This window comes from Variovorax sp. J31P179 (assembly GCF_030316985.1).
GTDB lineage: Bacteria > Pseudomonadota > Gammaproteobacteria > Burkholderiales > Burkholderiaceae_C > Variovorax > Variovorax ginsengisoli_B.
In genome coordinates this window covers 413039-433130 of sequence record NZ_JASZYL010000006.1, presented here as the reverse complement: position 1 = coordinate 433130, position 20092 = coordinate 413039, and the positions used below count along the sequence as shown (strand labels likewise).

Below are 20092 nucleotides of genomic sequence, written 5' to 3'. Positions count from 1 at the left end.
GGATGACTTCCTCCCCGATCCGAATCACCGTCTGCCTGACGGACAACCGTCCCGATCCCTGGATCGAGGGCCTGCGCGCCGCCCTGCCCGAAGCCGTGGTGGAGAACTGGACCCCCGGCGCCGCACCCGCCGACCATGCCGTGGTCTGGGCGCCGCCGCAGCGATTCCTCGACGAGCAACCGGGCTTGCGCGGGCTGTTCAACATCGGCGCCGGTGTCGATGCGCTGCTCAAGCTCAAGGTCGCGCCGCAGACCCAGGTCGTTCGGCTCGACGATGCCGGCATGTCGGTGCAGATGGCCGAGTATGTCTGCCATGCGCTGATCCGGCATTTCCGCGAGTTCGATGCCTACGAGGCCGAAGCGCGAGCCCGCCGCTGGAGCTATCGCAAGCCACGCGAGCGCCAGGATTTCGCGGTCGGCGTGATGGGTCTCGGCGTGCTCGGCGAGCGCGTGGCCAAGGCCGTGGCGCAGTTCGAGTTTCCGGTCAATGGCTGGAGCCGGTCGCCGAAGCAGATCCATGGGGTCGGCTGCTTCGCCGGCGAATCCCAGTTCGACGACTTCCTCGGCGCCAGCCGCGTGCTCGTGAACCTGCTGCCGCTGACCCGCGAGACGCGCGGCATCCTGAACCGCGACACGCTGTCGAAGTTGAACGGCGGCCGCCCCGGCGGCTACCTGATCAACGTCGCGCGGGGCGCCCATCTGGTCGACGACGACCTGATCCCGCTGCTCGACAGCGGCCAGCTCGCGGGCGCCATGCTCGACGTCTTCAACGTCGAGCCGCTGCCGGCCAGGCATCCGTTCTGGTCGCACCCCAAGATCACGGTGACGCCGCACGGCTCGGCGCGGACCGAGCGCGACATCTCGATCAGGCAGATCGCGGGGAAGATCCGGGCGATGGAGCGAGGGGAGGCGGTGGCGGGGGTGGTGGATGCGGGGCGGGGGTATTGAACATCGCTCGGCCAGCAGATGATCCACGCCTGTCCACGGAGAAGGCCATAGCCTGCCCAAACCCCACTGAGCGCCATGCCGATCCGGATGCGGAGAAAATGGCTGCTGCACCTTCCTCACCGACCATGAGCGCCCCATGAACCTCCCTCCCAAAGTCAAGATCGTCGACGTCGGCCCGCGCGACGGCCTCCAGAACGAGAAGCAGCCGGTGTCGGCCGAGATCAAGATCGGCCTGGTGCACCGCCTGCAGGACGCCGGCCTCAAGGAGATCGAGGTCACCAGCTTCGTCTCGCCCAAATGGGTGCCGCAAATGGCCGACAACGCCGAGGTGATGCACGGCATCCGTCGCAAACCGGGCGTGCGCTATTCGGTGCTGACGCCGAACATGAAGGGCTTCGAGGCCGCGATCGCCGCGCCGCGCGAAGAATGGCCCGACGAGATCGTGGTCTTCGGCGCCGCCAGCGAGGCCTTCAGCCAGCGCAACATCAACTGCTCGATCGCCGAGAGCATCGAGCGCTTCCGGCCGGTGGTGGCGGCGGCGCGCGAGCACGGCATCTACGTGCGCGGCGCGATGTCCTGCACCGTGGGCTGTCCCTACGAGGGCGAGATCGCGCCCTCGCGCGTCGACATGCTGGCCGGCCTCATGAAGGAGATCGGCGTGCAGCACGTGGGCGTGGCCGACACCATCGGCGTCGGCACGCCGCTGAAGGTGCAGCGCGCCATCGAGGCCACGCGGAAGCACTACGGCGTCGACGACATCTCGGGCCACTACCACGACACCTACGGCCAGGCCCTGGGCAACACGCTGGCCAGCCTCGAGATGGGCGTCTGGCAGTACGACACCTCGTCCGCCGGGCTCGGCGGCTGCCCCTATGCCAAGGGCGCGACCGGCAACGTCGCGACCGAGGACGTGGTCTACATGCTGCACGGCATGGGCATCGAGACCGGCATCGACCTCGACCGCCTGATCGACGCCGGCGTCTACATCAGCGACGCACTCGGGCGCGAGCCGAATTCGCGGGCCTCGAAGGCGATCCGCAACAAGCGGGCCAACTGACATGAAATGCCCCCACGCTCATCGCTTCGCGTATCGCTGCCCCCCGACGGGGCGCTCAGTGCCCTTCGGGCGGCCGGGCGGGCACTGACATGTGCGGTGCCGAGCTCACTTCATTGCCGGAGGGCGTGCAGCGCGTCGCCCGTCTCCTTCAGGACAAGGGCCATGCCCACGCGCCGCAGATGCTCGACGACGCTGCGCGCACCGCGCAGCAGGCGGCCGATGCCCTGGGCATCGAGGTGGCGCAGATCGCCAAGAGCATCGTCTTTCGCCGCAAGTCGGACGACGCCGCGGTGCTGGTCGTGACCTCGGGCGACAAGCGGGTCGACGAGAAGAAGGTCGAGGCGCTGGTCGGCAAGCTGGGCCGCGCCGATGCCGAGTTCGTCAAGTCGAAGACCGGTTTCTCGATCGGCGGTGTCTCGCCGTTCGCGCATGCCGTGGCGCCGGTGATGCTGATCGACCGCGAGCTGTTCCGCTTCGAGGAGATCTGGGCCGCGGCCGGCCATCCGCATGCGGTGGTTCGGCTGCATCCGCGCGAACTCGAAGGCCTGACCGGCGCACCGGTCGCGGACGTGGTGTGAGCGTCGCGTCGTTGTCGACCCTGCCGGCGCGCGCCGCGGCCGCGCGCGCCATGGCCAGCGACCTGCCGTCGCCCTGCATCTCGATCTGCCGGATGGTGCCGGCCACGGGCTTCTGCGAGGGCTGCCTGCGCACCATCGCCGAGATCGCGGCCTGGAGCCGGATGGACGACGCCGGCAAGCGCGGCGTCTGGCGCGCGATCGAGCTGCGTGCCGAAGCCGGCTTCGGCGTCGCCGCCGGAGACACGCCATGAAGCACCTCACCTGCCACCTCGATTTCATCTCGCCCTATGCCTACCTGGCCTTCGAGCACCTGCCGCAGGCGCTCGAAGGCCTGAGCTACAGCGTGGCGTATCGGCCGGTGCTGCTCGGGGCACTGCTCAAGCACCACGGCCAGCTCGGCCCGGCCGAGATCCCGGCCAAGCGCAGCTGGACCTACCGCCATGTGCTGTGGCTCGGCCATGCCCACGGCATCCCGATCCGGATGCCCGCCACCCACCCCTACAACCCCTTGCCGCACCTGCGGCTGGCGCTGGCGACCAGCGCCGACGGTGAGATCAGCCGCTACGTGGCCGAGACCCTGTTCCGCGAAGTCTGGCGCAGCGGCGGCGAGCCCGGCGACCCGGCGCGCCTGGCGGCGCTGGCGGCCACGCTGCGGCCGCAGCGCGACGCCGGCGGCGAAGCGGTCAAGGCGCAGCTCAAGGCCAATACCGACGCTGCGATCGCACGCGGCGTCTTCGGGGTGCCGGCCTTCGAGGTCGACGACCGGCTGTTCTGGGGCTTCGACGGCCTGGCGATGCTGCGTGCCTACCTGCACGGCGAGCCATGGTTCGACGGCCCCGATTGGGACGCCGCCGACCAGCGTCCTTCCCTGCTGCTGCGCAGCAAACCGTAGTTTTTCCATGATCTGAAACGGCTGGCGCGGGTTGCACCTTAAACCGTCAGCCGACGTTCAGTTTCGCGACAGCCTCGGGTCAGTCGCCCCTTCAAGAATGCGATACGTCCCACGCCGTGGGCGGAAATTTCTACAGGAGACGACATGTCAGCCACACTAGATTCACGAGGAGCGTCGCACGCGCCCCGGCCCATGACCCAGGAGGAGAAGAAGGTCATCTTCGCCTCGTCGCTGGGGACCGTGTTCGAGTGGTACGACTTCTACCTCTACGGGTCGCTCGCGCCCGTGATCGCGCGCCAGTTCTTCAGCGGCCTCGATGCCGGCGCCGCCTTCATCTTCGCGCTGCTGGCCTTTGCGGCCGGTTTCCTGGTGCGCCCGTTCGGCGCCATCGTGTTCGGCCGCCTCGGCGACATGATCGGCCGCAAGTACACCTTCCTGGTCACGATCCTGATCATGGGCCTGTCGACCTTCATCGTCGGCCTGCTGCCCAGCTACGCGACCATCGGCGTCGCGGCGCCGGTGATCCTGATCGCGCTGCGGATGCTGCAGGGCCTGGCGCTCGGCGGCGAGTACGGCGGTGCAGCCACCTACGTGGCCGAGCATTCACCGCACGGCAAGCGCGGCGCCTACACCTCGTGGATCCAGACCACCGCCACGCTCGGCCTGTTCCTGAGCCTGCTGGTGATCCTGGGCGTGCGTGAAGGCGTGGGCGAGGCCGCCTTCGCCGAATGGGCCTGGCGCGTTCCCTTCCTGGTCTCGATCCTGCTGCTCGGCATCTCGGTGTGGATCCGGCTGTCGCTGTCGGAGTCGCCCGCCTTCCAGAAGATGAAGGCCGAGGGCAAGACCTCGAAGGCGCCGCTGTCCGAGTCCTTCGGCGAGTGGAAGAACCTGAAGATCGTGATCCTGGCGCTGATCGGCCTGACCGCCGGCCAGGCCGTGGTCTGGTATTCGGGCCAGTTCTACGCGCTCTTCTTCCTGACGCAGCAGCTCAAGGTCGATGCCACGACGGCCAACCTGATGATCGCCGCCGCCCTCCTGATCGGCACGCCCTTCTTCGTCGTCTTCGGCACCCTGTCCGACAAGATCGGCCGCAAGCCGATCATCATGGCCGGCTGCCTGTTGGCCGTGGTGACCTACTTCCCGGTCTTCAAGATGCTGACCGAGAACGCCAACCCGGCGCTGGCCCGCGCCCAGGCGACGGCCGGCGTGGTCGTGACGGCCGATCCCCGCTCCTGCTCGTTCCAGGGCAATCCGGTGGCGCGCGAGATCGACTTCAGCAGCTCCTGCGACATCGCCAAGCGCTACCTGGTGCAGAACTCGGTGAGCTACGAGCGCGCCGACGGCCCGGCCGGTTCGCCGGCGGTGGTCAAGATCGGCGAGGTGGCGATCACGGCGCCGGTGGGTAACGTGGTCAACCACAAGTTCGACGAGGCCTCGGCCAAGGAGATCGCGGCCTTCAAGAAGGCGGTCGCCGAGCAGCTCAAGACGGCGGGCTATCCGACCAAGGCCGACCCGGCGCAGATCAACAAGGTCATGACCGTGGCGTTGCTGTTCTGGCTGGTGCTGCTGGTGACGATGGTCTACGGCCCGATCGCCGCCATGCTGGTCGAGATGTTCCCGACCCGCATCCGCTACACCTCGATGAGCCTGCCCTATCACATCGGCAACGGCTGGTTCGGCGGCCTGCTGCCGACCACTGCCTTCGCGATCGTGGCGAGCACCGGCAACATGTACAACGGTCTCTGGTATCCGATCGTGATCGCCGCGGTGACGCTGGTGGTCGGCACGATCTTCATCCGCGAGACCAAGGACGTCGACATCTACGCCAACGACTGAGCGTCCCGACCGCACGAGGGCCGCGGCCCTCGGTTCGACAAAAAGGCTTCGCGCCGGCTCGGCGCGAGGCCTTTTTCTTGGCTTGATCAGTTGAGACAGAGCAAGGTTTCAGGAGATTCAATCATGTGGAAGATCATCGTCGGCTTCGCCGTCTTCGCGGCCATCGTGCTGTACGTGCTCACCAAGGCGGGCGGCAGTGTCGACATGTCGGGCGAGAAGCACGGCGGCGACGCGACCCATGCGCCGGCGCCGGCCGCGGCCGGCGAATCGAAGTAGCGATCAGTCGGCGTGGCGCCCGATCCAGTCGACGATGCCGCCGGCGCTGCGGAACTCGTCCGCGGAGCGCGCCGGGATGCCCGGGTGGCGCTGGTTCCACATCCGCGCCAGGGCCTGGCCCGGGCCGATCTCGAGCACGCAGCGCACCCGCCGCGCCGCGATGGCCTCCATGCACTCGTCCCAACGCACCGTGTGGTCGAGCTGGCGGGCCAGGGCGGACCGGGCCTGGGCAGCGTCGCGCACGCGGCCCGCGACATTGCTGAGCAGCGGGATTCGCGGCGATGCGAAGGGCTGCGTCGCCAGCCGCGCTTCGAAGGCCCGCGCGGCTTCGGCCATCCACCGTGTGTGCGAAGCGACGCCGACCGGGAGCGCCGTGGCGTGGCCGCCCTGGCGCAATGCCGCATCGGCGGCCGGCGCGAGCGATGACCTGGGGCCGCCGAGCACCACGCTGACAGGGTCGTTTCGAATGGCGATCAGCAGCCCGAAGTCGTTGCAGAGCCGGGCCATCGCCTCGTCCGCGAGGCCGCTGACCGCGAGCAGCCCGGCGGGGCATCGCTCGGCATCACGGTCCATCAGCGCGGCACGAAGCTGCACCAGTTCGATCGCATCGCCCGGCGCGAAGACGCCGGCCGCCGCGAAGGCCGCGACTTCGCCGACGCTGTAGCCGGCGACGACCGCGGGTTCCGGCAGCCGGGGCGCGAGCTGTGTCCACGCGGCCAGCCCGAGTCCGGTCAGGAGCAGCTGCGCATGCGCGTTACGGCTGGCCCAATCGCGGTCCTGCAGGTGCTGGCGCCAGTCCGCGCCCAGCACCCGCGCCACGCCCGACAGCAGTTCGTCGTCGGCCAGCCAGGAAAGCATCGCGGGATGCTGCATGCCCTGGCCCGAAAAGATCAGCGCGAAGCTCATGGCGCGGGCGGTCGGATGTCTTCGCAGACGCGCCGCATCCAGCAGGCGGCGGCCAGCGTGTCGGCCGCGCCGCCGGGCGACAGGCGGCGGGCGACGAAGTCGCGGTGCAGGGCCCGGGCGGCGGCGAAGCCGTGGTCGCTGGCTGCGCCGCCTTGCGCGAGATAGCCGCGCGCCGCCTGCTGCGCGTGGCGCAGTCCGGTCATGCCACCGCGGTGCGCGAGGTTGCTGTCGTCGAGCGTGGCCATGGTGGCGAACAGGGCGTCGATGCGGGCCCGCTGGGGGCCCAGGCCGCGCCGCAGCGCGGAGGCGAGGGCAGGCACGGCCGTTTCGAACAGCACCGGGAAGGCCAGTGCCGCTTCTTCGGATGCGCTGCGCAGGCCATGCCGGCGCGCGGCCATGCCGCCGGGCAAGGCGGAGACGCGCCGGGTGCGGGCGGCCAGCGCATCGCCCCAATGGCGGCGCAATGCGTGGCGAAGCGCCTGCGGGTCGAGCGGCGCGCCGTCGCGGAGCAGGGCGCCCGCCGCGGCGCACAGCAGGCCGAGCGTGAAGATGGCGCCGCGGTGCGTGTTGATGCCGCCGGTGGCCGCCAGCATCCGCGCTTCGGCGGCGATGCCGCAACGCTCCAGCGCTTCGAACGGCGCCTGGGCCTCGCCGAGGGCGCAGATCTGCACGAAGTAGTGGCGCAATGCGAACAGGCTGCGCATGAAGGTGTGGGCATCCATGTCCGAGTGGCTGCCGCTGTCGACGAAGGACACCAGGCCCGGCTTGGGCGCCAGCGCGAGCTCGTCGTGCAGCGCCAGCGTGGCGGCGCGTCCGATGTCGGCCGCGCTCAGGCGCACCGCGCGTCGAGCCGGCAGACGGGCGGCGTTCATCGGGAAACCTCCGTGCTTCGCACTGCGGTGCGAGCCCCCTTCGGAGCGGCCGGGCGGGGGCTCATGCCTCCATCTCCAGCACCGGCGCATGGCGGCGCAGGAACGATGCATCCGCCATCGCCGCGCCCTCCAGCCGCTTCACGAGCAGGCGACGGGCCCGGCCTGCGCGCCAGGCGCTCCACTCGCGCCAGGCCACGGCCGTGCCGTCCTCGAACACCAGCTCGCCATCCAGCCGCGGCTGGCGGGGCGCGAAGCCTTCGAGATGGCGAACGACCGCGTCCGCATGCTCGGCATCGTCGACGGCGATCCACAGGTCGATGTCGGAGCTCTCGCGCAGGTAGGCGAGGCCGGTCAGCAGCTGCCAGCCGTAGCCGCCGTAGACGCGCGCCGGCGCGCGGCAGGCTGCGAGCGACTGGCCGAGCGCGCGCATCGCGGCGCGGGGCCCGCGCGGCAGCAGGCCCAGCACATCGGCGGCGCGCGGAAACTCGTCGAACCAGGCGAGCGCGCTGCGCGGCGCCTGGATGGCCAGGCGCCGCCGGTCCCATTGCAGCGGCGCCGGGAGGCCCAGCGCGATCGGGGCCTGCGCCGGGTCGGCGTGCGGCGGCTGCCGGGTCACGACCAGCGGCAGCCGGTGCGCGGCCCAGTGGTCGATGCAAGCCTGCGCCTGGGTGTCCCAGGCCTGCGCGCGGACGACGGCCCAGCCCGCGTCCGTCAGGCAAGCCAGCCGATGGCGTCGCAGCGGCATCATGGCGCGTCCTCAGGCCGCATCCAGCACGCGCTGCGCGACCGCCGCGGCGAGCTTGCGGCCGCCGCGCTCGGCGCCGTCGATCGCGCGCAGGTCGTCGCGGGGCGAATGCGCCAGCGCCTCGCGCAGGGCCGCCGCGAGATCGCCCCGCCACAGCGAGCGCACGCCGCCCATCGCGACGTAGTTCGATACCCCGGGCGCGAACACCGGGTTCGATTGCGACAGCGCGGTCAGCATGTCCTCGGGCAGCTTGGTCACGCGCGCCATCGCGGGGATGCGCATGACGCGGATCTCGGCCTCGGGCAGCGCATGGCAGGCATCCGCGATCAGGCCCGAGGTGATGAAGCCGCCCGACAGCGCCTGGTCGTACACCAGGCCGATCACGCGATGGCCGCGTCGCCGGGCGAGATCGATGCTGGCGCCGAGGTGGGCCATCGCGCGGTTGATGCCGAGCAGTTCGTCGCGCCGCCGCAGCTGCTGGCCCTGGGTGTCGACCAGCAGCAGGATCGGCCGCTCCGGGTGCTGCGCGAGGGTGTCGAGCACCACCCGCGCCTGGGCCAGGGCCAGCCTGACGCCGATCGGCGCGTGGTTCGTGGTGCCGATCACCGTGATCGGCTGGCCGTCGAAGTGCGCCGTGCCTTGCAGGAAGTCGCCGTCGGCGACGATGCCATGTCCGGCGCCGAAGAGCCCGGTGGCGAGAAGGTTCCAGTCCATCGATTCGCTCCTCATGCAGGCCGCAGTGCGCGCACCGCGGCCACGTCCAGATCGGGCACGCGGTCGGCACCTGCAATGCCCAGGTGGGTCCACAGCGCAATGGCGTCGTCGCCGCCGTCCTCCGCCAGCGGGTCGCGCAGGCGTGCGGAGAGCAGGGCGTGCTCGGCTTCGAGCGTGGCGAGCGACACCGGCTTCGAGGCGCCGATCGCATCGATGGCCGCGTCGCGGAAGGCGGCCACGTCGTCTTCCACGAGCGCGTCGCAATCGCCGGTCAGCCAGCGGTGCTTGCCGCCCGTGGTGCGCCACACCAGGGCGCGGTCGCGCGAGTCGAATTCCTCCACCCCGTGCGAGGCCTCGATGACTTCCGGCCCGGACATGGCGAGCCGCCCGACATCGCTCATCACGATGTGGTCCGCGCAGCGCGCGACGATGCCCATGCCGCCGAAGCAGCCGTTCGCGCCGCCGATCAGCACCACCACCGGCACGCCGGCCGCGCGGACGTCGAGCACGGCGCGCATGACCTCCGACACCGCGATCAGGCCGGCATTGGCCTCGTGCAGCCGCACGCCGCCGGACTCCGCCAGCAGCAGCACCGCCGCCGGGCGGTCGCGCAGCGCGCGGCGCAGCAGGCCGACCAGCTTGGCGCCGTGCACCTCGCCGACGCCGCCGCCCATGAAGGCGCCTTCCTGGGCGGCGACGAAGACCTCCAGCCCGCCCAGCGTCGCCCGGCCGATCGCGACGCCGTCGTCGAAGGACGACGGCACGCCCAGCTGCGCCAGATGCGGGCTGGTCAGGCGCTCGGCCGGCGGCAGCCATTCGTGGAAGCTGCCCGTGTCCAGCAGTTGCGCGATCCGTTCGCGCGCCGAGCATTCGGCGTAGCTGATCATGGCCGTGCTCCTTGCGCCGCCGCCGGCAGTTCGGCCACGGCCTGGTCCAGCCGCAGGCTGACGACCGCGGGTGTCGCGCCCATGTCGTTGATGGCGATGCGCACGCCGGCCAGTGGATGCCGATCGTGGAAGTCGCCGAGCACGGCTTCCCAGATCGGGCCGAAGCCGCGTGCCGAGGTCTCGATGCGGACGGTGCAGACGTCGCCGCCGGCCGCTTCGAGCAGCACCTCCAGGTTGCCGGAGCCGACGACGCCGACGAGCACCGGCGCGAAGGCGCCGGCGGGTCGGGTGCCGGTGAAGGAGAAATCGAGGGCTTCGAGCCCCGCGGGAATGGTCATGGTCGTTCTCCTGGTCACCAGTTTCTGAATCGCTTGGGCGGCTGGTAGAGGCCGCCCGAGGCCCGCACCAGGTCGCGCATGCTGCGTGCGGCCAGCAGGTTGCGGGTGGCCTGCCGCGGATCGATGCCGAGGTCTTCCGGCCGGCGGATGACGCCGCGGTCGCGCAGGTTCTCGACCGCGCGCCGGTCGCGCGCGAGGCCGACCGCCGTGTAGCCGGCCACGCCGCGAATCGCCTGCTCGCGCTCCGCGTCGGTGCGGCACAGCAGCAGGTTGGCGATGCCTTCCTCGGTCAGGATGTGCGTGACGTCGTCGCCGTAGATCATGATCGGCGGCAGGTCCATGCCGGCCTGCTCCTGCAAGGTCCAGGCATCGAGCCGGTCGACGAAGGCCGGCTGCATGTGCTCGCGGAAAGTCTCGACCATCTGCACCACCAGCTTCTGCCCGCGCGGTGTCCCGGCGGCGCCGCTGCGTCCGGCGCGCGCTTCGCGCCCGGCCTTGAGCCACGCCGGGCTCGCGTGACGCCGGCCGCGCGCGTCGGCGCCCATGTTGGGCGCGCCGCCGAAGCCCGCGATGCGGCCCAGCGTGGCGGTCGAGCTGTTGCCGTCGAGGTCGATCTGCAGGGTCGAGCCGATGAACAGGTCGCAGGCATAGTGGCCCGCGGCCTGGCACAGGGCGCGGTTGCTGCGCAGGCTGCCGTCGGGCCCGGTAAAGAACACATCGGAGCGGGCGCGGATGTAGTCCTCCATGCCCAGCTCCGAGCCGAAGGAGTGCACCGATTGCACCCAGCCGGCTTCGATCGCGGGAATCAGCGCCGGATGCGGGTTCAATGCCCAGTGCCTGCCGATCTTGCCCTTGAGCCCCAGCGATTCGCCGTAGGTCGGCAGCAGCAGCTCGATCGCCGCGGTGTCGAAGCCGATGCCGTGGTTGAGGCGCTGCACGCCGTACTCGGCGTAGATGCCCTTGATCGCCATCATCGCCATCAGCACCTGGATCTCGCTGATCTGCGCCGGATCGCGCGTGAACAGCGGCTCGATGAAGTTCGGCCGCGGCGCCTTGACGACGAAGTTCACCCAGCCTGCGGGTATGTCGACGCGCGGCAGCGTGGTGGTCTTGCCGTCCACCAGTTCGTTCACCTGCGCGATCACGATGCCGCCCGAGAACGCCGTGGCCTCGACGATCACCGGCGTGTCCTCGGTGTTGGGACCGGTGTAGAGGTTGCCCTCGGCATCGGCCGCGTGCGCCGCGACCAGCGCCACCTGGGGCGTGAGGTCGACGAAGTAGCGCGCGAAGAGTTCGAGGTAGGTGTGGATGGCGCCGATCTCGATGCGCCCCGCCGACACCAGCTTGGCCAGCCGAGCGCCCTGCGGTCCCGAGAAGCTGAAGTCCAGCCGCGCCGCGACGCCGTTCTCGAACACGTCGAGATGTTCCGGCAGCGCCAGCACCGACTGCACCATGTGCAGGCCGTGCACCCGCGCCGGATCGACCTGCACCAGCGCCTTGGCCAGGAAGTCGGCCTGCTTCTGGTTGTTGCCTTCGAGGCAGACCCGGTCGCCCGGCTCCAGCACGGCTTCGAGCAGCCTGCCGATCGCTTCGGTGGCGACCCGTTTGCCGCTGAGTTGCGTGCCCAGTGCGCCGGCCGCCCGCGCGAGGCGCGCGGCGCGGTTGTCGGCCTTGGTGTTCCAGTTCGTGCGTTCCATGGTGTGCCCTCAACCCACCAGTGCCTTGGTGGCGAAAAACAGCAGCGACGGGCCGAGCAGGCAGCCGAGGCCGGTGTGGAAAGTGGCGACCAGCGCGCCGTACGGCACCAGCTTGCGGTCGGTGGCGGCCAGTCCCGCCGACACGCCGCTCACCGTGCCGGCCAGGCCGCCGAACACCATCGCCGAGCGCGGCGTCTTCAGGCCCAGGAAGCGCGCCGCGATCGGCGTGCCCACCATCACGAGGATGGCCTTGACCAGCCCGGTGGCGATGCTCAGCGCCATCACGTCCGGGCTGGCGCCGATGGCCGCACCCGTCACGGGGCCGACGATGTAGGTCACGGCGCCGGCGCCGATGGTGGTCATGCTCACCGCGTCCGAGTAGCCGAAGCTCCAGGCGATGGCGGCGCCGACGATGAAGGGCAGCACCGTGCCGAGCAGCAGCGACACCACGCCGATCAGCCCGGCCTTGCGCGCCTCGGTGGCCTGCACCTCGAACGCGGTCGCGACGATGGCGAAATCGCGCAGCATCGCGCCGCCCATCAGTCCGATGCCGCCGAACAGCGTCATGTCGGCCAGCCCCTTGTGGCCGCCGGTCTGGGTGCCGCCCCAGTAGGCCAGCGCCAGCCCGATCACGATCGCGATGGCCGAGCCGTGCACGCGGCCGAAGGTCAGCCGGCGCGAGATCTGGCCCGACAGCAGGATGATCAGGCCGACCACCGCGAAGGCGGTCACGAGGCCGTTCTGGATCGCGGCTTTTTCGAGGATTTCGATCATGGTGTCACTCCGCTTCGGTCAGGAGGGGGTTGTCGTGCAGGATCGGTGCGCCGTCGGTCTGCGCCTGCGGCCGCTCGGTCCGATTGATCACGGCGATCACGCAGGCACAGACCGCCACCGCGGCGATGGCCGACAGCAGCGCGACCGGGCCGCCGCGCAGCGCAGAAACCATGTCCTGCTGCGCCGCCATGGCGACGACGACCGGGATATAGAGCGCGCCCCAGTACTCGACGCCGAGTTCCGTCAGCTTCGGCAGCATGTTGCGCCGCTGCATGTAGATGCGGGCGAAGATCAGCAGCAGCATGGCGATGCCGACGCCTCCGACATTGGTCTTGACGCCGAGCGCCTGGCCCAGCAGGTCCCCGAGAAAGATGCCCAGCAGGTGGCACACGGCCAGCAGGGCGGTACCGAAAATGATCATCCGCTTGTCTCCTTGGATTCGCCGTCCGGAATCGCGGCGCTGTGGAGACGAACGGTACCGGCGGCCCCCGTCCCGATCAATTAACGGGGGACGGCGACGCTTACGCCGCGTGAAACGGTCGCGGGTAAACCCGGGGCGGCAGCGTCAGGAGAGATCGGCCTTCGAGCTGCGGCACAGCGCCAGCAGGGCCAGCAGATTGGGGTCGCGTTCGCGCGTGCGCAGGAAGTTCACCGCGATGGTCTGGCGCACCAGGTACTTCGCCTGCAGCGGAACCAGCCGGACGTTGTGCGGCAGCGCGCCGCGCACCCGTCCGGGCAGCAAGGTATAGCCCACGCCGCCGCTCACCAGGTTCATCAGCGAGAAGATGTCGCCCGTCTGCATCACCACGCGGGGTGCGAACTCGGCGATGCGGAACGATTCCATGAAGCCGCTGTAGGTCACGAAGCCTTCGGACAGGCTGACGAAGTGTTCGTCGGCGCAGGCGCCGAGGTCGACCTCCTTCATGCCGGCGTAGCGGGAGTCGACCGGCGCGGCGAAGAAGATGTCGTCCTCGAACAGCGGCTCCGATTCGACGTCGGGCGCCTCGCCGGGGATCGCCATCAGCACCGCGTCGACGCCGCCGTCGCGCAGCTTCTGCAGCAGATCGGCGTTCGAGCCGAGCACCAGCTCGGTGTGGAGTTCGGGCAGGCGCTGCTTCATCCCCATGATGACCTTGGGCACGGTCCGGCTGGTCAGGGAATAGAGCGACCCGATGCGGATCCGGTCGGCCGAATAGCCCGCCACCTCGCGCGTCGCCCGGATGCCTTCCGACAGCGTGCGCACCACGTCCCGGGCGACGTCGGCCAGCGTCTTGGCGGCGTCCGTGGGCAGCAGGTTGCGGCCCTCGAGCCGGAACAGCGCGCAGCGGGTGCCGGTTTCCAGCGAATGCAGGGCCCGGTGCACGCTGACCGTGCTGATGTCGAGCCGCTCGGCGGTGCGCGCGAGGTTCCCGGTTTCCATGAAGGCAAGCAGGATCTCGAGCTTGCGGAAGGTGATTTCTTCGTCGACGAGGAAGGTCATATGTGTCCGTGTGTAATTATTTCGTGCACGGTCCGGCGGGGAAGCCCCCGCATAGCGCGCAACCATACGCCCACGCCGGCGCGGGCCGCGGCAGCTTCCTAGAATGTCTGCCCCACCCCGCAAGGCATTCATGACACAGGGCTCCATCCGGATTCGCGGTGCACGTCAGCACAACCTCCAGAACCTCGACCTCGACATCCGCACCGGCGAGATGACGGTGGTCACCGGGCCGAGCGGCTCGGGCAAGTCGAGCCTGGTGTTCGACACCCTCTATGCCGAAGGCCAGCGGCGCTATGTCGAGACCTTCTCGGCCTACGCGCGCCAGTTCCTCGACCGGATGGACAAGCCGGCGGTCGACAAGGTGGAGGGCGTGCCGCCCGCGATCGCGATCGACCAGACCAATCCGGTGCGCTCCTCGCGCTCGACCGTCGGCACCATGACCGAGCTCAACGACCATCTGAAACTGCTGTTCGCGCGCGCGGCCCAGTTGTTCGACCGCGAGACCGCCCTGCCGGTGCGGCACGACTCGCCCGATTCGATCTACGCCGAACTGCAGTCTCGTGCCGCCGCGGCGGGCGATCCGCGGGTGGTCCTGACCTTCCCGGTCGAGCTGCCGGCCAGCACCTCGGCCGACGAGGTGACGCAATGGCTGTCGGCCAGCGGCTTCACGCGGGTGCAGGCCGAGCGCGAGGTCGCGACCCCGACCGGCCCGCGCAAGGTGCTCGACGTCGTGGCCGACCGCTTCCGCATGGCCAACGCCGAGCGGGCGCGCGTGGTCGAGGCGATCGAGGTGGCGCTGAAGCGCGGCAGCGGGCGCCTGACCGTGTATGCGGTGGCGGCCGAGGAGGGCGTCGAGCCCGATATCTGGAAGTTCTCCACCGGGCTGCACTGCCCGGAGAGCGACATCCGCTACACCGATCCGATCCCCTCGATGTTCTCGTTCAACTCGGCGGTCGGCGCCTGCGAGACCTGCCGCGGCTTCGGCCGCGTGATCGGCGTCGACCTCGGGCTGGTGATTCCGAACGACAAGCTCACCTTGCGCGCCGGCGCCATCAAGACCATCCAGACGCCGGCCTGGAAGGAGGCGCAGGACGACCTCATGCGCCACGCCGAAGACGCCGGCATTCCGCGCGACACGCCCTGGAACAAGCTCACGGCCGAGCAGCGCCACTGGGTGATCGAGGGCTCGCCGAACTGGAAGGGCAAGTGGAACCAGCAGTGGTATGGCGTGCGCCGCTTCTTCGCCTACCTCGAGAGCAAGGCCTACAAGATGCACATCCGCGTGCTCTTGTCGAAGTACCGCAGCTACACGCCGTGCCCCACCTGCGCCGGCGCGCGGCTCGAACTCGAGAGCCTGCTGTGGCGCATCGGCAGCAAGGAAGACGCCGACGCCGTGCTGGCGCCGTCCAAGCGTTTCATGCCGGTCGGCGCGAAATGGTCGCGCGAGCAGCTCGAGGCCCTGCCGGGCCTGTGCCTGCACGACCTGATGCTGCTGCCGATCGAGCGCCTGCGCCGTTTGTTCGACCGCATCGAAAGCCACGGCAACAGCAGCACCGCGAGCGAGGGCGACATCCAGGCGCTCAAGCTGCTGTTCGAGGAGATCACGACCCGCCTGCGCTACCTGCACGACGTCGGCATCGGCTACCTGACGCTCGATCGCCAGAGCCGCACGCTGTCGGGCGGCGAGGTGCAGCGCATCAACCTCACGACCGCGCTCGGCACCTCGCTGGTCAACACGCTGTTCGTGCTCGACGAGCCCAGCATCGGCCTGCATCCGCGCGACATGAACCGCATCACCGAGGCCATGCTGCGGCTGCGCGACGCCGGCAACACGCTGGTGGTGGTCGAGCACGACCCGGCCGTGATGCTGGCGGCCGACCGGGTGATCGACATGGGGCCGGGCCCGGGCATCCGGGGCGGCCAGATCGTCTTCGACGGCAGCACCGATGCGCTGCGCGATGCCGAGACGCTGACCGGCCAGTACCTGGGCGGGCGCAAGCAGATCGGCATGGGCTTCCGCCGCATGGTCAGCGACAACACGCCGCGCCTCATCCTCGAAGGCGTGCGCGAGCACAACCTGCAGGACATCACGGTCGAGCTGCCGCTGTCGCGGTTGGTCTGCATCACCGGCGTCAGCGGCTCGGGCAAGTCGACCTTGGTGCAGGACGTGCTGGCGCCGGCCCTGATGCGGCACTTCGGCAAGGCGACCGAAAGCCCGGGCGCGCACGACCGCATGCTGGGCGCCGATCACCTGAGCGACGTGGTCTTCGTCGACCAGTCGCCGATCGGCAAGACGGCGCGCTCCAATCCGGCGAGCTATGTCGGGGCCTGGGACGCGATCCGCGAGATCTTCGCCACCGCGGCGCTGTCGCGCCAGCGCGGCTACACGGCCTCGAAGTTCAGCTTCAACAGCGGCGACGGCCGCTGCCCGACCTGCGGCGGCTCGGGCTTCGAGCATGTCGAGATGCAGTTCCTGTCGGACGTCTACCTGCGCTGCCCGGACTGCGACGGCAAGCGCTACCGGCCCGAGATCCTCGAGGTGACGATCGAGCGGGCCGGCCGCAACCTCAACGTCGCCGACGTGCTCGACCTCACGGTGGCCGAGGCCGCTGCGGCCTTTGCTTCCGACCGCGAGGTGCTGCGCGTGCTGCAGCCGATCGTCGACGTCGGCCTCGACTACGTGAAGCTGGGCCAGCCGGTGCCGACGCTCTCTGGCGGCGAGGCGCAGCGCCTCAAGCTCGCGGGCTTCCTGGCCGAGGCGGCCAAGAGCGCCAGCGCCAGCAAGCAGCCGCTGGCGCGCAAGGGCACCTTGTTCCTGTTCGACGAGCCGACCACCGGACTGCACTTCGACGACATCGCGCGCCTGATGCGCGCGTTGCGCAAGCTGCTCGACGCCGGCCATTCGCTGGTCGTGATCGAGCACAACCTCGACGTCATCCGCGCCAGCGACTGGATCATCGACCTCGGGCCCGAAGGCGGCGAGGGCGGTGGCCAGGTGGTGGCGGTCGGCACGCCCGAGCAAGTGCGCGAGAACCCGGTCTCGCTGACCGGCGCGGCGCTGGCCGACTACGAACTCGCGGTCGGGCCGGGCGCCTACAAGGTGGCCGAGCGCGCGGCGCGAAGCTATGCGGCGCGGGTGCAGCCGGTGCAGGGGCGCGACGCGATCCAGATCGTCAATGCGCGCGAGCACAACCTCAAGAACCTGTCGGTCGACATCCCGCGCGGCAAGTTCAGCGTGGTCACGGGCGTCAGCGGATCGGGCAAGTCGACGCTGGCCTTCGACATCCTGTTCAACGAAGGGCAGCGGCGCTACCTCGAATCGCTCAATGCCTATGCGCGCAGCATCGTGCAGCCGGCGGGGCGGCCCGAGGTCGACGCCGTGTACGGCATCCCGCCCACCGTGGCGATCGAGCAGCGGCTGTCGCGCGGCGGCCGCAAGAGCACGGTCGGCACCACCACCGAGGTCTGGCATTTCCTGCGCCTGCTGTACGTCAAGCTCGGCATCCAGCACTGCATCCACGACGGTGCCGCGGTGCAGCCGCAGACGCCCGACAGCATCGCGGCGCAGCTCCTGAAGAACTTCAAGGGCCAGCACATCGGCCTGCTGGCGCCGCTGGTGAGCAACCGCAAGGGCGTCTACACCGAGCTGGCCGACTGGGCCCGGCCGCGCGGCTTCACGCACCTGCGGGTCGACGGCGAGTTCCTGCCGACCACGGGCTTCCCGCGCATCGACCGTTTCAAGGAGCACAGCATCGAGCTGCCGGTGGCCAGCCTCGACGTGCTGCCCGCGCAGGAGACCGAGCTGCGCCAGGCGCTGACCAAGGCGCTCGAGCACGGCAAGGGCGTGGTCCACGTGCTGAGCAACCTCACGGGCCTGCGCGCCGCGATGATGGCCGGCGCACCAACGCTCGGCATCGGCCACGCCCATGTGTTCTCGACCTTGCGCGCCTGCCCGGTGTGCAGCACCAGCTATGCGGAGCTCGATCCGCGGCTGTTCTCCTACAACAGCAAGCACGGCTGGTGCCCCGACTGCGTCGGCACCGGCGTCAAGCTCACGAAGGAGCAGCGCAAGGTTTATGACGACTCGGTGATGGCCGACGACCAGAAGGGCCGCGAGCAGACATTCGCCGAGCCCGAGGCGGAGGACGTGGGCGACGTGGCCTGCCCGACCTGCGAAGGCACGCGGCTCAATGCGACCGCGCGCGCCGTGCTGTTCGGCGAGGGCGGCGGCATCGGGATCACCGAGCTCGCCCGCATGAGCGTGACCGACATCCGCGTCTGGTTCGAGAACGTGGTGCTGAGCGGCCGCCAGGCCGAGATCGCGCGCGACCTGGTGCCGGAGATCAAGAGCCGGCTCGAGTTCCTCGAGGAGGTCGGGCTGGGCTATCTCACGCTCGACCGCGGCGCGCCGACCCTGAGCGGCGGCGAGGCGCAGCGGATCCGGCTCGCGGCGCAGCTCGGCAGCAACCTGCAGGGCGTCTGCTACGTGCTCGACGAGCCGACCATCGGCCTGCATGCGCGCGACAACCAGATCCTGCTCGACGCGCTGCACAAGCTCGGCGACAAGGGCAACACGCTGGTGGTGGTCGAGCACGACGAGGACACGATCCGCCGCGCCGACCACATCATCGACATCGGCCCGAGCGCGGGCAAGCGCGGCGGCCGGCTGGTGGCCGAAGGCAGCGTGGCGGACATCGAGGGCGCCGGCGATTCGCAGACCGGCCGCTACCTGCGCGACGCGATCAGGCATCCGCTGCAGCCCCGGCGCGGCGTGCCTTCGCCCGAGCCGGGTGCCCCGGGCTGGCTCAGCGTGAGCGGTGCCGACTTGCACAACCTGAAGGATGTCGCGGTCTCGCTGCCGCTGCACCGCCTGGTGGCCGTCACCGGCGTCAGCGGCTCGGGCAAGTCGACCCTGGCGCGCGACGTCCTGCTGGCCAACGTGTACGCGGTGGTGGTGCAGCGCATGACCAAGGCCGGCCGCGATGCCGATGCCGCGGGCAAGCATCCGAAGTGGGTGGGCTGCAGCGCGGTCGAGGGCTACGAGACCATCGACCGCGTGCTCGAGGTCGACCAGACGCCGATCGGCAAGACGCCGCGCAGCTGCCCGGCGACCTACATCGGTTTCTGGGACACGATCCGCAAGCTCTTCGCCGACACGCTGGAAGCCAAGGCGCGCGGCTACGGCCCGGCACGCTTCAGCTTCAACACCGGCGAAGGCCGCTGCCCGGGCTGCGACGGCGCCGGCGTGCGGACCATCGAGATGAGCTTCCTGCCCGACGTCAAGGTGGCCTGCGAGGTCTGCCACGGCGCGCGCTTCAACCCCGAGACGCTGGCGGTCAGCTGGCGCGGCAAGAGCATCGGCGACGTGCTGCAGATGGAGGTCGACGAGGCGGTCGAGTTCTTCGCCTCGATGCCCAACATCAGCCATCCGCTGCAGCTGCTGAAGGACGTCGGACTCGGCTACCTGACGCTGGGCCAGCCGTCGCCGACGCTGTCCGGCGGCGAGGCGCAGCGCATCAAGCTGGTGACCGAGCTCAGCAAGGTGCGCGACGACGTCACGCGGCGCGGCAACAAGGCGCCGCACACGCTCTACGTGCTCGACGAGCCGACGGTGGGCCTGCACATGGCCGACGTCGAGAAGCTGATCCACGTGCTGCATCGGCTGGTCAACGGCGGCCACAGCGTGGTGGTGATCGAGCATGACCTCGATGTCATCGCCGAGGCCGACTGGCTGATCGACCTCGGGCCGGAAGGCGGCAACGGGGGCGGGCGTGTCGTGGCTGCGGCGCCGCCGGAAGAGGTGGTGAAGCTGGGCACGCACACGGGCGTGGCGCTTGGGCCGGTTTTGGCGCGTTCCATGGAGCGGCATGTGGTGCTGACGCTGCCGGTGCAGGAGTCGGTGGAGTCCTCTGTGAAGGTCCGTAGGGAAGCCTGACTGTTGTTTTGATCTTTGTTCGTTGACGTTGGAGGGGGCGCCCGGCATGCGGTGCGGGCCGTGCGACCCCACTGCGCCGGCCCTTCGGGCTCCCTTGCGGTGCTCGCTTCAGGCGGGGTCCACGCGAAACTCGCTTCGCTCAAACACGCGCGGCCCTT

The 20092-nt window shown here is 70.0% G+C and carries 18 protein-coding genes; 8 read left to right on the top strand and 10 right to left on the bottom strand.

Annotated features, from left to right (window positions below; translation table 11 throughout):
• Positions 1 to 17: 17 nt before the first annotated feature.
• From QTI17_RS18510 to QTI17_RS18480, 7 genes are all read left to right on the top strand, one after another.
• A complete protein-coding gene (locus QTI17_RS18510; protein ID WP_286534923.1) occupies positions 18 to 947 on the top strand; it encodes a 2-hydroxyacid dehydrogenase in 930 nt (309 codons plus the stop codon).
• 136 nt (positions 948 to 1083) lie between these two features.
• On the top strand, positions 1084 to 2004 hold the full coding sequence (locus tag QTI17_RS18505; protein ID WP_286534863.1) for a hydroxymethylglutaryl-CoA lyase: 921 nt from the start codon (positions 1084 to 1086) through the stop codon (positions 2002 to 2004).
• Between the two features lie 89 nt (positions 2005 to 2093).
• Positions 2094 to 2582, top strand: coding sequence for a YbaK/EbsC family protein (locus tag QTI17_RS18500; protein ID WP_286529544.1), 489 nt, complete (start codon positions 2094 to 2096; stop codon positions 2580 to 2582).
• Positions 2579 to 2833 (top strand): DUF1289 domain-containing protein, encoded by a 255-nt coding sequence (locus QTI17_RS18495; protein ID WP_503011073.1) that lies wholly within the window; start codon positions 2579 to 2581, stop codon positions 2831 to 2833. The genes QTI17_RS18500 and QTI17_RS18495 overlap by 4 nt, the downstream gene beginning before the upstream one ends.
• Positions 2830 to 3474, top strand: a complete 645-nt coding sequence (locus tag QTI17_RS18490; RefSeq protein ID WP_286534862.1) for a 2-hydroxychromene-2-carboxylate isomerase — start codon at positions 2830 to 2832, stop codon at positions 3472 to 3474. Before QTI17_RS18495 ends, QTI17_RS18490 begins: the two co-directional genes overlap by 4 nt.
• Positions 3475 to 3618: 144 nt before the next feature.
• Entirely contained in the window at positions 3619 to 5310 is a 1692-nt protein-coding gene (locus QTI17_RS18485; RefSeq protein WP_286529546.1) for an MFS transporter, read from the top strand.
• A 123-nt stretch (positions 5311 to 5433) separates the two neighbouring features.
• A complete protein-coding gene (locus QTI17_RS18480) occupies positions 5434 to 5586 on the top strand; it encodes a hypothetical protein (protein ID WP_286534861.1) in 153 nt (50 codons plus the stop codon).
• A 3-nt stretch (positions 5587 to 5589) separates the two neighbouring features.
• Here the strand turns inward: QTI17_RS18480 and QTI17_RS18475 are convergent, their stop codons facing one another.
• From QTI17_RS18475 to QTI17_RS18430, 10 genes are all read right to left on the bottom strand, one after another.
• Positions 5590 to 6492, bottom strand: coding sequence for an acyltransferase domain-containing protein (locus tag QTI17_RS18475; RefSeq protein WP_286534860.1), 903 nt, complete (start codon positions 6490 to 6492; stop codon positions 5590 to 5592).
• The gene (mdcB, locus tag QTI17_RS18470; protein WP_286534859.1) at positions 6489 to 7364 is read right to left on the bottom strand and encodes a triphosphoribosyl-dephospho-CoA synthase MdcB; all 876 of its coding nucleotides are present in this window, start codon (positions 7362 to 7364) and stop codon (positions 6489 to 6491) included. Before mdcB ends, QTI17_RS18475 begins: the two co-directional genes overlap by 4 nt.
• A gap of 61 nt (positions 7365 to 7425) precedes the next feature.
• Positions 7426 to 8112 carry a malonate decarboxylase holo-[acyl-carrier-protein] synthase gene (mdcG, locus tag QTI17_RS18465; protein WP_286534858.1) on the bottom strand — a complete coding sequence of 229 codons (687 nt, stop codon included), beginning with the start codon at positions 8110 to 8112 and terminating at the stop codon, positions 7426 to 7428.
• Between the two features lie 9 nt (positions 8113 to 8121).
• Entirely contained in the window at positions 8122 to 8823 is a 702-nt protein-coding gene (locus QTI17_RS18460) for a biotin-independent malonate decarboxylase subunit gamma (protein ID WP_286534857.1), read from the bottom strand.
• A gap of 11 nt (positions 8824 to 8834) precedes the next feature.
• Positions 8835 to 9710: a biotin-independent malonate decarboxylase subunit beta gene (locus QTI17_RS18455; RefSeq protein WP_286534856.1), complete on the bottom strand. Its 876-nt coding sequence runs from the start codon at positions 9708 to 9710 to the stop codon at positions 8835 to 8837.
• Entirely contained in the window at positions 9707 to 10048 is a 342-nt protein-coding gene (gene mdcC, locus QTI17_RS18450) for a malonate decarboxylase acyl carrier protein (protein ID WP_286534855.1), read from the bottom strand. Before mdcC ends, QTI17_RS18455 begins: the two co-directional genes overlap by 4 nt.
• A 14-nt stretch (positions 10049 to 10062) precedes the next feature.
• Positions 10063 to 11745: a malonate decarboxylase subunit alpha gene (mdcA, locus tag QTI17_RS18445; protein WP_286534854.1), complete on the bottom strand. Its 1683-nt coding sequence runs from the start codon at positions 11743 to 11745 to the stop codon at positions 10063 to 10065.
• Positions 11746 to 11754: 9 nt separating this feature from the next.
• Positions 11755 to 12519, bottom strand: coding sequence for a malonate transporter subunit MadM (gene madM / locus QTI17_RS18440; RefSeq protein WP_286529555.1), 765 nt, complete (start codon positions 12517 to 12519; stop codon positions 11755 to 11757).
• A 4-nt stretch (positions 12520 to 12523) separates the two neighbouring features.
• Positions 12524 to 12940, bottom strand: a complete 417-nt coding sequence (madL, locus tag QTI17_RS18435; RefSeq protein WP_286529556.1) for a malonate transporter subunit MadL — start codon at positions 12938 to 12940, stop codon at positions 12524 to 12526.
• Between the two features lie 144 nt (positions 12941 to 13084).
• Positions 13085 to 13999 carry a LysR family transcriptional regulator gene (locus QTI17_RS18430; protein WP_286529557.1) on the bottom strand — a complete coding sequence of 305 codons (915 nt, stop codon included), beginning with the start codon at positions 13997 to 13999 and terminating at the stop codon, positions 13085 to 13087.
• A 130-nt stretch (positions 14000 to 14129) separates the two neighbouring features.
• On the opposite strand from QTI17_RS18430, the gene uvrA reads away from it, so the two are divergent.
• Positions 14130 to 19934, top strand: coding sequence for an excinuclease ABC subunit UvrA (uvrA, locus tag QTI17_RS18425; RefSeq protein WP_286534853.1), 5805 nt, complete (start codon positions 14130 to 14132; stop codon positions 19932 to 19934).
• The last annotated feature ends 158 nt before the right edge of the window (positions 19935 to 20092 follow it).